Source organism: Chitinophaga sp. (assembly GCF_035564935.1).
GTDB lineage: Bacteria > Bacteroidota > Bacteroidia > Chitinophagales > Chitinophagaceae > Chitinophaga.
In genome coordinates this window covers 1-14,235 of sequence record NZ_DATMTE010001009.1, presented here as the reverse complement: position 1 = coordinate 14,235, position 14,235 = coordinate 1, and the positions used below count along the sequence as shown (strand labels likewise).

At 46.7% G+C, this 14,235-nt stretch carries 13 protein-coding genes; 11 read left to right on the top strand and 2 right to left on the bottom strand.

The genetic code is table 11. The features are described from left to right. Positions 1-147: 147 nt before the first annotated feature. Positions 148-849 (bottom strand): porin family protein, encoded by a 702-nt coding sequence (locus VN105_RS26130; protein ID WP_325645787.1) that lies wholly within the window; start codon positions 847-849, stop codon positions 148-150. Positions 850-975: 126 nt separating this feature from the next. Further along, the gene (locus tag VN105_RS26125) at positions 976-2,382 is read right to left on the bottom strand and encodes a redoxin domain-containing protein (RefSeq protein ID WP_325645785.1); all 1,407 of its coding nucleotides are present in this window, start codon (positions 2,380-2,382) and stop codon (positions 976-978) included. A 75-nt stretch (positions 2,383-2,457) separates the two neighbouring features. Here VN105_RS26125 and rlmD point away from each other — a divergent pair, with 75 nt between their 5' ends. The 11 genes from rlmD to VN105_RS26070 all read left to right on the top strand — a co-directional run. Then, complete coding sequence (rlmD, locus tag VN105_RS26120) at positions 2,458-3,918, top strand: 23S rRNA (uracil(1939)-C(5))-methyltransferase RlmD (RefSeq protein ID WP_325645783.1); 1,461 nt, start codon at positions 2,458-2,460, stop codon at positions 3,916-3,918. Positions 3,919-3,923: 5 nt separating this feature from the next. Beyond that, a complete protein-coding gene (locus VN105_RS26115) occupies positions 3,924-4,751 on the top strand; it encodes a rhomboid family intramembrane serine protease (protein WP_325645781.1) in 828 nt (275 codons plus the stop codon). Positions 4,752-4,798: 47 nt separating this feature from the next. Further along, positions 4,799-5,731, top strand: coding sequence for a rhomboid family intramembrane serine protease (locus tag VN105_RS26110; protein WP_325645779.1), 933 nt, complete (start codon positions 4,799-4,801; stop codon positions 5,729-5,731). A 326-nt stretch (positions 5,732-6,057) separates the two neighbouring features. Then, entirely contained in the window at positions 6,058-6,948 is an 891-nt protein-coding gene (locus VN105_RS26105; protein ID WP_325645777.1) for an endonuclease/exonuclease/phosphatase family protein, read from the top strand. Positions 6,949-6,976: 28 nt separating this feature from the next. Further along, complete coding sequence (locus tag VN105_RS26100) at positions 6,977-8,119, top strand: endonuclease/exonuclease/phosphatase family protein (protein ID WP_325645775.1); 1,143 nt, start codon at positions 6,977-6,979, stop codon at positions 8,117-8,119. A gap of 144 nt (positions 8,120-8,263) precedes the next feature. After that, positions 8,264-9,763: a cysteine--tRNA ligase gene (gene cysS / locus VN105_RS26095; RefSeq protein ID WP_325645773.1), complete on the top strand. Its 1,500-nt coding sequence runs from the start codon at positions 8,264-8,266 to the stop codon at positions 9,761-9,763. Positions 9,764-9,783: 20 nt separating this feature from the next. Then, positions 9,784-10,776, top strand: coding sequence for a M28 family peptidase (locus VN105_RS26090; RefSeq protein WP_325645771.1), 993 nt, complete (start codon positions 9,784-9,786; stop codon positions 10,774-10,776). A 61-nt stretch (positions 10,777-10,837) separates the two neighbouring features. Beyond that, a complete protein-coding gene (locus tag VN105_RS26085) occupies positions 10,838-11,479 on the top strand; it encodes a DNA-3-methyladenine glycosylase 2 family protein (protein ID WP_325645769.1) in 642 nt (213 codons plus the stop codon). Positions 11,480-11,520: 41 nt separating this feature from the next. Continuing rightward, complete coding sequence (locus tag VN105_RS26080) at positions 11,521-12,138, top strand: alpha-ketoglutarate-dependent dioxygenase AlkB family protein (protein ID WP_325645767.1); 618 nt, start codon at positions 11,521-11,523, stop codon at positions 12,136-12,138. Positions 12,139-12,153: 15 nt separating this feature from the next. Beyond that, positions 12,154-13,056, top strand: coding sequence for a hypothetical protein (locus tag VN105_RS26075; protein WP_325645766.1), 903 nt, complete (start codon positions 12,154-12,156; stop codon positions 13,054-13,056). Positions 13,057-13,168: 112 nt separating this feature from the next. Continuing rightward, positions 13,169-14,235: META domain-containing protein (locus tag VN105_RS26070; RefSeq protein WP_325645764.1), on the top strand; the 1,067-nt coding region annotated here is incomplete at its 3' end.

Here is a 14,235-nt window from a genome sequence, read left to right as displayed (position 1 = left end):
TGATGTAATTTGATGATGGAGAGAAGCGATACCCACAGGTTGGGCATCGCTTCCCCGATTTTTTTTGATTGCCAAACTAATAAATAAACCTGTTTTTTGCTTGCTTGCAGTTATTACAATTTAATCGTGTAATTGTTTGTTTCACAGTTATTTTCCTCCGAATAAATAACCTACCGATACACTGAATACACGGTTTTTGCTCTTATCATCTGTGCTATTGTCTTCCCCGGAGTTCACCTTGGCAAAACCAATTCCATACTGTGCTGAAACCAGGAAATTGCTGAGTTCCGCACCAATTTGCACGTTACCACCCCAGTCGAAACGCTTCATTTTGTTATAAGCCGTATTCGGGTCGTTGTTAAACGGTGTGTCATCATCCCACTTAATGCTTTCTGAACCACTGGCATGTACGCCGGCAATGGTGGTTTCATACTTCTGCTTACCGGCTACACCAAATGCGAAATAAGGACCCACACCTGCAAAAAGACTGGAACTTTCGCCTATTGGCAACTTAGCCACGAAGTTCAGCGGGATCTCAATGTAAGACGGGTTTATGGTATACTTGGCGTATGGGTTCACAGTAGAGTTGTTCTTGTCGCCGGTTTCCAGTTTAGTACCTTTTGTTGTATAAAACACCCCGGGCTGAAAAGACAAAATTTTTGGAACCAGAGGTAAATCCGCAATGGCACCCACATTAAAACCGGATAATGAACGACTGTCTTTGGTGTTTCCGGAGTTATCATAGGTGATGTTGGAAAGGTTCCAGCCGGCCTTAATCCCAACTCTTGCCTGGGACATCGCCGCAATGGAAAAGGTTAACGCTGCGAATGATAATAAGATCTTCTTCATAATCTTTGGTTTTATGATCCGTTAACCCCAAAGCCAAAGACTATGCCAAAGGAACGTTAAAATTAAATAAACAACTGATTATCAATATAGATTGAGGCATCTATTCTACGTTCTATACTTCTGTTTCTACATACGGGCTGCGGAATCTTTTGGGGCAACCCTGTCCAGGAACTCCTGCAATTGCTCTACACCCAGCCTTTTTGCGACTATCTTTTTCTTTTCATCCAATAAATAAACCATTGGCGTGCTGTAAACATCATAAAGCCTGCGGTAATTCGTTTCCGCCTGTGGATCTGAGCCGTGGATCCACCCTTTAAGATGGTGGTCCTTAATAAACTGCAGCCATTCTTCCCGCGTACCTTCCGTTTTAATACCGATCATAGCTACGCCTTTGCTTTTCCAGCTGGCATTCCAGGCAGAGTCAAGGCGGGGAATCTCTGTTTTGCAGTGTCCGCAGGTGGGGTCCCAGAAAACAAGTACGGTGAACTTAGCAGGCGTTTTATAAAGTGAAAGCGACCGGGCCGCGGTGTCTTTAAACTGCAGCGGGGCTGCCTGTCTTCCAATCAGGTTGGGGGCAATAGTATACGCCCTGTCCACAATTTTATTCAGTTGCTCGTCATTCAGCCAGAAAGCTTCTCCCGGCACATAATATTTCTCCACAAGATGTACAAAAACCGCGTCCATTCCCATGTAAGGCGAGCTCTCATAATTATAGGTAAGCCACCACAGCACAAACTTGAAAACCTCCTTACTTTTACGGGTGCGGGCAATCATAGCATCGCAGTCAACAATAATAGAATCGGGGTGTACCGGCACCAGCTGCGTGAAATACTTCTTCAGTTTGCCCTCCAGGATAGGTGTTCTCACAAGGCGGTCGCTTTCCAGGTCAACCTCATCCCAGTAATGGCTTTTAAAATAGTGATAGGCAAACAGGGAATCTGCTCCTGCCGGCTGCGGTGGTACCACCGGTTCTTTCATGGCCAGGAAAATAGTGCTGAGAATATTGCCCGGATGCGTCTTGATAAAGGCGGTTCTGAATTGCTGGATCTTCTTGCCCAACTCCTGCTGCAGCGGTTGTACTTTTGCAGAATCCGCCGCTGTATGCGCCGTTTGCAGCTGCTGCTGGATACTCCGGCTCAATGTTTCCTGTTCAAAAAGAAATTTATTGTAGGCCAGGAACCCATCGTTGTCCGGGCTGCCCTTATACACCGTTTTGTTAACAAGATCGCTGGTATCGATGGCTACACTAAAAACCTGCTGCTTATCTATCAGGGTTTCTATATACTGCTGTTTACCGGGCAATACCAGCAGGTAAATACCGGGTAGCAGTTTTTCCTTGCCTTTCAATACCACCTCTCCTGCCGGGCTTACATCTGCAGAGTCGGCCAGGTAGGTGGATCTGCCCATATAATGCGCCAGGAAAAATTTCCCGCCGGTAAAGTTTTTCAGCTTTACGGAAATCTGGTATCCCTGTGCCTGCAGGCTCAATGCCCCCAGGAGGGCCACAATCAGTAGTGCAAATAATCTACGCATAATGTTTGAAAGCAATATGTAAATGTAAGTGGAAAAAAGTAAAAAAGGAAAGCGGTGTGCTGAATGGTAATTCATATGAATTACGAGGCAGGATTCAGCATTTCAATTACCTTTGCAGCCGTGAGGAAAAAAAATGTTGTTTTAGAAAATGTACCGGTTACTGCTTATGCGGCAGAAGGTAAAGCCCTGGCCCGTCACGACGGGAAAGTTGTATTTATTGAAGGCGGTGTGGTTCCCGGTGATGTGGTGGATGTTCGTCTTGGTAAGAACAAAAAAGACTGGGCAGAAGGGAAAGTAGTGCGCTTTCACAGCTATTCAGATAAAAGAGTCACTCCTTTTTGCCAGCATTTTGGCACCTGCGGCGGATGTAAATGGCAGATGCTGCCTTATGCGCTTCAACTGGAGTACAAACAACAACAGGTGGCGGATCACCTGCAACGCATCGGGAAGCTGGCCTTACCGCCAATGGATCCTATCCTTGGCAGTGCGCATACCGAACATTACCGCAATAAACTGGAGTTCACGTTCAGCAACAAGGCATACCTTACCAACGAGGAGATCAAAGCCAACAATGGTGAAATACCTGTGAAACCCGCGCTGGGCTTCCACGTACCCAAGCTATTCGACAAAGTGCTGAATATAGACACCTGCTACCTGATGCAGGAGCCGGTAAACCTGATCCGTAATACCATCCGTGAATACGCGGTTTCCCACGACCTCACTTTTTATGATATCCGCGCCCAGCAGGGCTGGTTGCGAAACCTGGTAGTCCGTTTGTGCACCACCGGTGAAATCATGGTAAACCTGGTGATCCATCATGAAGACAAGCCCAACAGGATTGCCTTACTGGATCACCTGCTGAAAACGGTTCCGGCTATCACCACGGTATTGTATACCATTAACCCGAAAGGAAACGACAGTATTTTCGACCTCGAACCGAAAGTATATTTTGGTAAGGGATATGCTGAAGAGAAACTGGAAGATTTTGTTTTCAAGATAGGCCCGAAATCTTTTTTCCAGACCAATACTTACCAGGGAGAAGTGCTGTATAAGGTAACACGGGATTTTGCAGGGTTAACCGGGTCCGAAATCGTATATGACCTATATTGCGGTACCGGCAGTATCGGCATCTTCGTGTCGCGCAGCGCCCGCAAAGTGGTAGGTATTGAACTGATCAGGGAAGCAATAGACGATGCAAAGGAAAATGCTGCCCGTAACAATGTGGACAATGCTACTTTTTTTGCAGGCGATGTAGTGGATATTTGTAATGATGAGTTTTTTGCACAGCATGGCCAGCCGGATGTGGTGATCACAGACCCCCCACGGGCAGGCATGCACGAAAAACTGGTAAATAAATTGCTGGAAATCGGTGCCCCTAAAATTGTATATGTAAGCTGTAACCCCGCTACACAAGCCAGGGACCTGGCTTTGCTGGACTCACTCTATACAGTGGAAAAGGTACAACCGGTAGATATGTTCCCGCACACCCATCACATCGAAAATGTGGTGTTGTTGAAAAAAAGAGATAATAACTAGCTACAATGAACGAGTACAGGCCCGGAAAATTTCAGTACCTGCCAATGGTGATCAAAAATCTGATGATCATTAACGGTTTGGTTTGGTTGGTGCAGGTTACGCTGCTGAGCAAATTTGATTACGATCTGAGTCGTTTGTTTGCCCTTCACTACTGGGGCTCCGAACTATTCAAGCCACATCAGTTCATCACGCACCTGTTCCTGCACGATCCGAAGAACATTACGCATGTGCTCTTCAATATGTTTACACTGTGGATGTTTGGCGCTACCCTGGAAAACTTATGGGGTCCCAAGCGTTTCCTGATCTTCTACATGATCTGCGGACTGGGCGCTGCTCTTTGTCACATGGGTGTGCTTACATATGAGAATGTAAACCTTAACAGGTATGCTATACAGTTCCTGAACGACCCGAGTTTCTCAAATTTTGTGGCGCTCGATAATAAGTTCGATATCGGCAACCTGGCCAACTTCAACATGGAAAGCCTGAAAGGTGCATTAGCCGCCCATGACCCGGAAGCCATAGAAATGGCAAGGTTGTATGTCAAAAATTATGTGGCCTATTACCGGAATGGCGCTACAGTGGGCGCGTCCGGAGCGGTGTACGGTATCCTGTTTGCATTCGGCTACCTGTTCCCCAACCGGTACCTGTATTTCTTTGCCATGATACCAATCAGGGCCAAATTTGTGGTTGGCTTTATGATCCTGGGTGAACTGTGGTCCGGTATCCAAAATTCAGCTGGCGATAACGTTGCCCATTTTGCCCACCTTGGTGGCGCGCTCTTTGCTTACCTGCTGCTGAGAGGATGGAATAAAAGCAGAAGAGATTTTTATTAAGACAACTGTATTATTGACGTATTTTTGTATTGAAAAATATTTGTACCATGCATGCGTTGGAAAAAGAGAAATTGCCCCGCCTCTCTTTAGGAGAAGGAAGAAATATGGTGACACACCTGATGGTCGTTAATCTTACGATTTTCGTTTTCCTTTTTTTCACCCTTGTTATATACCAGATGGAACAGGTAGGCGAACCCCGGTTCCACCAGGATATCATGACATGGCTGAGGCTCCCGGCAGATCCCTCCAAATTACTGACCCGCCCGTGGACGCTGGTCACTTCCCTGTTTACACACATTAGTTTCTGGCAGATCTTTTCCAATATGGTGTGGCTTTGGTGCTTCGGCACTTTCATGCAGCACCTGGCAGGCTACCAGCGGATTTTACCTTTATATCTCTTTGGAGGTATCTGCAGTAATCTTGTTTACGTGGCTGCGATGCAGCTGATCCCTTCTTTTCACGCCCTCGCAGGCAATGAGTATGCCCTTGGCGCTGCAGGCAGTATTATGGCCATTGCAGTTGGAGTAACCACCGTTGCTCCCCGTTATCGCATATTCCCTTTACTGGCGGGAGGTATTTCACTCTGGATCATTACCCTCGTTTTCGTGATGCTTTCCGTTGGAGCGTTGATGGCTTCTTCCAGCTATGGATATACCTATATCCCCGGGCTGGCCGGTGGCGCCCTGGCAGGCTGGTTCTTTATGTACCAGTGGAAAAACGGCAGGGATCCGGGCGCAGGCTTCAACAGGCTCACTTTTAAGCTCACTCATGTATTTCACCCTGCATCACAGCGCATCAATCCGGACGATTTTAAAAAGAAGAATTTCCCGGCAGATGCGGACCAGCAGCCCTACAGGCGCATTGGCAAAGTACCTGAGCAAAAACTGAATGAAATCCTTGATAAGATCAACGAAAACGGTTTAGCCTCCCTTACGCCAGAGGAAAGAGATACCTTATTAAGAGCAAGCAAAACAGAATAAAAGTATTACGGATTAGAAAATACTTTCACAGATAAAAGGGAAGATGTTATCAGTATAAAACTGCCGGCATCTTCCCCTTTTTTTGTACTTTAAAACCTGATCGCAATTGCTTGTTCCCTATGCTGAAAATTATTGTACGTGGCACCCTGCGCTGGAGCAATATTTGCCTGGTGACAGCCCTGCTCCTTAGCGTTTTTCTTCCTTATCTCAACCCCGGAAAGTGCTGGCCGGCCGGATTCTCCGGATTCTTCTTTCCGGTGCTCTTCCCCCTGTGCTTAATATGCACCTGTTTATGGGCGTGGCGCCGGAAACCGGCATTTGTGTTAATGAATATAATTGCAATTCTCTGTGCCATGCCCGCCGCCCTGGCTACCTGGGGCGTTCACATCTCCCGGAAAAATATATTACTCCCGCAAACCAACAGCAGGCAATTTACCCTCATGACCTATAATACCAGCAGTATGGGTTTGGTGAGATATGTAACGGATAAAAACAAAGAAGCTGCGATCTACAATACCATTGCGGCCGGCAGCCCGGACATACTCTGTTTGCAGGAGTTTTACACGAACGATCATCCTGACAAAGACCATCATATTCAGCGCATCAGGTCAGCAGGGAATTACCCCTACCATTATTTCACCTGCGATAAAACCCACTGGGAAAGCTGGTATTACGGCATTGCATTGTTTTCGCGCTACCCTGTGATCTCCGCTTCTGCTATCCCCTGCGGGAAAAGCACGTTTGGCAGCGGCAGTACCTTTCTTCAGGCCGATGTGGAGATAAAGGGAGATACGGTGCGGATATTTTCTGTTCAACTGACTTCGTATATGTTTAACAGTGAGGATTATGAAAAGATGAAAGCTCCTAAAGGAAGCGGCCTGGTATATAAAATGAGAAGCACCTTCCGGGCCAGATCCGGCCAGGCCCTCCAACTGGCGGCGCTGATAGCCGAAAGCCCTTACCCGGCCATCGTTTGCGGCGATTTTAACGACACGCCCGTTTCCTTCACCTATAAAACCATCAGCCACAGCATGCAGGATGCATTCCTCAAAACAAACGCCGGATGGGGACGAACGCTCTCCTATTTGTCGCCCTCACTGCGGATCGATTACATACTGGCACAATCCCCGGTGAACATCCATAGCAGTAAGGTTTTCCACCCCGGGGCATCTGAGCATTTTCCGGTGATGGCCTGTCTTTCATTGAAAAAAAACTAACTTTAGTACTTCAACAAAGTATGACGCGGTGCGCTTTTTAAGACTCTTTACGAAAGGATTTTTTCTGATCATCAATTTCGCCGTGGTATTACTTTTCCTGGCAGCCTGCATGGCACCATATATTTCACCGGCGTGGTTCTGGCCTATCAGCTTTATTACGCTGGCGTTCCCCTTCCTCCTGGGTATACTGGTGATATTCCTGGCAGGATGGTTGTTTTTTAATTATCGCTATGCCTTGCTGTCGCTGATTGCCCTGCTGCTTGGCTGGAAATCCATCAGTGCTTTTGTGGCCTTTAAGATGCCTTCCGGCAATAAGGCGGTCACCGGCGGCAATACCCTTACTGTAATGAGTTACAATGTGAGCCAGTTTGGGCTATACCGCGAAAAAGACAGCAAATATAACCGGCAGGCTATGTTTGCCATGATCAAAAAACAGGAACTGGATATTGCCTGCTTCCAGGATTTTTATACCTCTGAAAAGAAAAATGATTTTAATAACCGGGAAGACATTTCCCGGGAGATGGAATTGCCTTACCGTTACTTTTCCAGTGATTTTAACCGGGATGGCATGCAGCACTGGGGCTCCATTATCTACTCCCGTTTTCCCATTATTGCAGCCGATAAAGTGAAAATGAGCGACGGCCCCAGAAGCGAAAGCCTTATCTATGCCGATATTGTGAAAAACCTGGATACCCTCCGGATCATTAATATGCACCTGGAATCTTATCGCTTTAACGAAAATGACTATTCCGCCATCCGGAAAATCAAAAACCAGGAAGATACGGGGCTGAAAGCCACCAAAAGCATTGTCCAGAAAATGCGCGAGGCGTATATCCGCCGCAGTCAGCAAGCCGATATTGTAGGCAATTTTATCCGGCAAAGCCCATACCCTGTGATCGTGTGCGGCGACTTTAACGATACCCCCGCCTCCTATACCTACTTTACCATTAAAGGCGACCTCCAGGACGCTTTTCTGCAAAAAGGTTTCGGAATTGGCCGTACTTTTACAGGGCTTGCGCCTACCTTGCGTATTGACTACGTTTTTGTCAGTAACCATTTTAAGGTAAACAGCTTCCGGAAAATAAACTCAGACCTGTCTGACCATTATCCTGTAATTACCAGTCTTAGCCTGATCGGTAGCGGAAAAACAGCAGTAGAAGTAAATAAATAACTGTAATAAATTATGAAAATGTATAATATTTTTAGCGCTGACCGATGTTGTTGCCTGCTTATACCAGGAAAACAATTTTTATCTTTGCCATCCATCAATAAAAAATAAGATGTCATCTATATCGACATCTGTCATTTACAGCATATGTCAGAACTAAGGATATATAATTCATTACACCGTCAGAAAGAAGTATTTACACCTTTACACCCGGGCCACGTTGGTATGTATGTGTGCGGCCCTACCGTATCCGGCGAATCACATCTCGGACATGCCCGCCCCTATATTACATTTGATGTAGTATTCCGTTATTTACAATACCTGGGGTATAAAGTACGTTACGTGCGCAATATTACCGATGCAGGCCACTTTGAAGAAGAAGGCCGCGCCGCGGAAGATAAAATTTCCAAGTTTGCCGTATTGGAAAAACTGGAACCCATGGAACTGGTACAGAAATACACCAACCTGTACCACTGGGCCATGCTGCAGTTTGGCTGTCTGGAACCAAGTATTGAACCCACCGCCACCGGGCACATTATTGAGCAGATTGAAATGATCAAAACGATCATGGAAAAAGGCTATGCCTATGAAGTGGACGGCAGCGTGTATTTCGATGTAAAAAAATATGCCGCCAGCTTCGATTATGGTATCCTGAGCGGCCGTGTACTGGAAGATATGCTGGAAACCACCAGGGAACTGGAAGGCCAGGACGATAAACATAATAAAGCAGACTTTGCCCTCTGGAAAAAAGCGCCGCCGGAGCATATTATGCGCTGGCCGAGCCCCTGGGGCGAAGGTTTTCCCGGATGGCATATTGAGTGCTCCGCCATGAGCGCCAAATACCTGGGCAAACAATTCGATATCCATGGCGGCGGCATGGACCTCCAGTTCCCCCACCATGAATGTGAAATTGCACAAAGTGAAATTGCACACGGCGATATGATGGCCCGTTACTGGATGCACAATAACATGATCACCATCAACGGCCGTAAAATGGGTAAGGCTTATGGCAACACCATTAAGCTCACCGAAATGTTTTCCGGTGAAAACCCGCAACTGGATAAGCCATACAGCCCAATGACCATCCGCTTCTTTGTTTTGCAGACGCATTACCGCAGTACGCTGGACTTCTCCAATGAAGCACTGCAGGCCGCTGAAAAAGGATTGCAGCGCTTATGGGCAGCTTATGAAACATTACAGAAGCTCAGCTACACTGGCGCAAACGGCCAGGGCATTAACGAAGAACTGGATAAGCAGGTGCGCCAGTGGTGCCTGGAATGCCCTCAATTCATGAACGACGATTTCAATACGGCAAAAGTACTGGCCAACCTGTTTGAACTTACACCAGTGATCAACTCGCTGAAAGGCGGGCAGATAAAAATGCACGAAATAAGCGAAGATACTTTCCTGTTGCTGCAACAAACATGGAAAACCTATCTCGTAGATATTCTCGGTATCAGGCAGGAAGCCATCTCCGGGGAAGATAATAAACTGGATGGCGTATTACGGATGCTGATTGAGATGCGGAAAGAAGCCAAAAGCCGCAAGGACTATGCAACTTCAGATAAGATCCGTAACGAATTATTGTCTGTAGGCATTCAGCTGAAAGATGAGAAAGACGGTACCGTTTCCTATAGTCTTCAATAAAATAAATATTCCGGAAGATAATGCGTAAAGCTCTTATTACGCTGACAGCGCTGGCCTTACTGGCCGGCGCCTGCCAGCAGAACAGTCAGACAACCGATAACACCAGCGATAGTACAGGCGACAGCAAAGTGGCCAAAGTGGATGTACCGGTACCCGCTTTCCAGGCAGATTCTGCATATGCGTATACCGCAAAGCAGGTGAGCTTCGGACCCAGGATACCCAACACCCCCGCACAGGAAAAATGCGCCAGCTGGCTGATCGGCAATCTCCGTAACTGGGCGGATACAGTGTACGTACAGCGTACCACTGTTACCGGACCTAAAAATGAAAAACTGCCCTGCATTAATATCATCGCCAGTTTCAACCCTGCTGCCAAACAGCGCGTTTTACTGCTGGCTCACTGGGATACCCGTCCCTGGGCAGATGAAGACGCCTTTGATAAAACAAAGAAACTGGACGGTGCTGACGACGGCGCCAGCGGTGTTGCCGTACTGATGGAAGCGGCCCGGCAATTCCGGAAACAAAAACCGGAAGCCGGTGTAGATATCCTGCTGGTAGATGTGGAAGACTACGGCGCTAAAAATGATGAAAATTCATTTTGCCTCGGTACCCAGTATTGGGCCAAAAACCCGCACATCCCGGGCTATAAGGCCAATTACGGCATCCTCCTGGATATGGTAGGCGGACGCGGCACCCAATTCTATATGGAAGGCTCTTCCAAACAATACGCAGGCGCCCAGATGAAAATGTTCTGGGATGTGGCCAACCGCCTCGGTTATTCCGACCTGTTCCGCTATGAGAATAACGGCGCCTTTATCACGGATGATCATATCGCGGTAAATACCATCGCCAATATTCCAACATTCGATATCATCGCGTTACAGGCGAACAACGACTTTGCCCCTCACTGGCATACTCAAAACGATAACATGGATGTGATTGACCGGAAAACGCTGCAGGCAGTAGGACAAACACTGCTGCAGGTGATTTATACCCAGCCGTTCAGTTATTAATATCCGCCGTGGAAGCCGGGTAATGGATGATGTGACGCGTTAACTTCATAAAAAACAGTTTATGCCCAGGTCTAAAAGCACCCCGGATATTACTCCGGTACACTATGTAACACATCTCAGCAAGGATAAAAAGCTACAGAAAATAATCAGCGGTCCGTTAACGGAGCTGGCAATACGAAAAAACATTTGCCTGAAACTGATCGGCTCCATAATGAGCCAGCAGCTATCCACCAAAGTAGCAGATGTGATCTACGCACGGTTCCTGGATCTCTATGCCGGCAAAGAGCCCACAGCCCGGCAAATACTGGATACTCCCCCCTTAACCCTCCGTGGTATTGGTTTATCCAATGCAAAAGTTACCTATGTGCAAAATGTGGCGGCGTTTGTGATCGCCGAAAAAATAACTGATAGCAAACTGAAAAAAATGGGCAACGACGAAGTGATTGCCTACCTTACCCAAATCAAAGGCGTTGGCCGCTGGACAGTGGAAATGCTGCTGATGTTTTACCTCGGCCGCGAAGATGTATTTGCCATGGACGACTGGGGACTGCAACAGGCAATCATTAAATTGTACAAACTGGACCGGGAAGACAAAAAAGCATTCCGGAATAAGCTGGTCAGTATTTCGGAGAAATGGTCGCCCTACCGGACCCATGCCTGCCGCTATTTATGGGCCTGGAAAGATAATACGCCAGACAAATAACATTACATATACAGTGCGTAGCACGATGGTAAATTTGTGTTATGAATGTGCAGGGAAGTTTTTTTAACGATGAGGATGCCACGAAGATTTCATTACTGAATGGAGAGCTGGCTTACTATCCGCAGTTTTTTAACGAACCGGAAAGCAATTACTTCATGCAACACCTGCGGGAAACCATCAACTGGAAACAGGAATCCATGAAAATGTACGGCAAAGAAGTATTGTTTCCCCGTTTGATGGCCTGGTATGGAGATGCGGCCACGTCCTATAGGTTCTCCGGGAATGTTTTTCACACAGAGCCATGGACAACCGGGCTGTTACAGATCCGCGACAGGATCACTCCCATCAGCGGCCAGGTGTTCAACAGTGTACTACTGAACCTTTACCGTAATGGCAATGACTCTATGGGCTGGCATGCAGACAATGAACCGGAGCTGGGCCGTCACCCGGTAATTGCCTCCGTAAATTTTGGCGCTGCCCGACGTTTCCAGCTGCGTTATAAAAGTGAGCATCAACGAAAGTATGAATTAACGCTGCAACATGGCTCCCTCCTGATTATGAAAGGACCACTGCAGGAATACTGGGAGCACCAGGTCCCGAAAACCACTAAAATATCAGACGGAAGAATTAACCTCACCTTCCGGTTTATCCACCCCTAAAAGACGGAATGTACTATGAAAAACCTCGTATTATTAATCGGAAATGACATCAACAACATTTCCCGCGGCCAGAGCTGGAAAGATCTGCTGCAGGATATTATCACCTTCTGCCATGCAGGCGGCTGCGTGGAACTGGACGATAAAAAACCATTCCCCCTCCTGTATGAAGAAATTTTTCTGACCGCCAGCAAAAATCACCGGATAAGAGAAAAAGACCTTAAATCATTTATTGCCATCAAAGCCGCAGAAATAAAGGCCAACCCGCTGCACAGCGCTATCCGTGACCTTAAGCCCGCGCATATTCTTACCACCAACTATGAATTTACGCTGGAAGGACAAATACCTTTGGAAAACACCAGTATTATAAAAGAAAAGTTTTATAGTATTTTCAGGAGATATGAAGTAGGTAATATCCATTACTGGCATATTCATGGCGATTGCCTCAATCCCATGAGCATTAACCTGGGCTTTGAGCACTATGGCGGCCAGTTACAGCTGATGCGTAACTACGTGGTGAGCGGCACCGTATACTCCTCCAAAGAAGTACCCAAGCCCTCCCTGCTCCGCCGTATCCATTCCAAAGAGGTATACTTCCACTCCTGGATCGATCTCTTCTTTACAGAAGATATACACATCTTCGGTTTATCACTCGATTTTGTTGAAACAGACCTCTGGTGGCTGTTAACCTACAGGGCAAGGCAAAAATTTCATCACAAAAACGTTCCGGTGCCTAACCAGATCTTCTATTATATCCCGGAAGAATATGTAGCGGCATCCAAATTTAAACTGGACCTGCTCATCGCAAACGATGTAACCATTGTAAGTCTCCCGGGTAAAGATAAACTGGCTTATTACGAATCTATTATCAAACAGATAGGGAAATCACACCAAACAGCCCACCAGGGCAGCAACAGGTAACACCAGGCCCATAAAAGGCGGACTGGCAGCGTTTTTGCAAAAAGTGAATCATTCCTTCAAAAGAGACAACTTCGTAGCCCCTTTTGTTGTTAATCATTAAAATCTATATTTTATGTTATTCGCGTTAGCAATCACCCTCGCCACCACCTTTACGGGCCCGGTACAAAACAAACAGCAACCGGCCAAAACACAGGTCATCTATGTAAAAGAATCAAAGGAGCCCTGTACCGGCGTAGCTCCTATGGAGTGTTTGCAGATAAAAGGGGTAAATGACACGGACTGGTCAAACTTATATACCAATATCAATGGCTTTAAATATACACCCGGCTACCGGTACAAGCTCCGGGTAAGAATTACACAAATAAAGAACCCGCCGGCCGATGGCTCCTCCCTGAAATACACATTGTCCAAAGTATTGGAAAAAAAGAAGATCCCGAATACAGGATCATCTGCCGATACAGGAAAGAAATGGGTATTGATAAAAATGGGTGATGAAGCTATCACCGACGGCGCTATATGGATGGAACTGGACCCTGCACAAAAACGTATTCACGGTAAAAGTGGCTGCAATAGCATGATGGGCGCTTATACAATCTCCGGCAACAACATTACTTTTTCCAAAACCGCCGGCACCCTGATGGCTTGCCCCGACAGGGACATGATGCGCCGTGAAACCACTTTCATGAAACAACTTGGCGACCAGACATTTCAGTACACCGTATCGGGACAAACGGTAAGTCTGCGGCAAAACGGCAATACCATACTGCAATTCCGCCTGGAAGAAAATAACAGCAACGAACAGCAGGGTACCGCTTCAAATGATAAACAATGGGCCTTCATTGGCAGCAAAAAATGGAGCGTTATTAAACTGAACGATACTACCTTAAGTAACTCCGGTATCTGGCTGGAGTTTGACACCAATCAAAAACGCTTCCACGGCAAAGGCGGATGCAACAGCATCTCCGGCGGATACAGCGCCACAGGCAATGAAATTAAATTCACAAAGGGCATCAGCACCCGTATGGCTTGTATTGATGCTGATGTAATGCGCCGCGAAACCCAATTCCTAAAACTTATCAGCGATAATTCTTTCCGGTATGATGTGGCGGAACAAACGCTCAACCTTTACAAAGACGGAAAAATTGTAGTCATGTTTGGTATGCAGGATAAAACTTTATA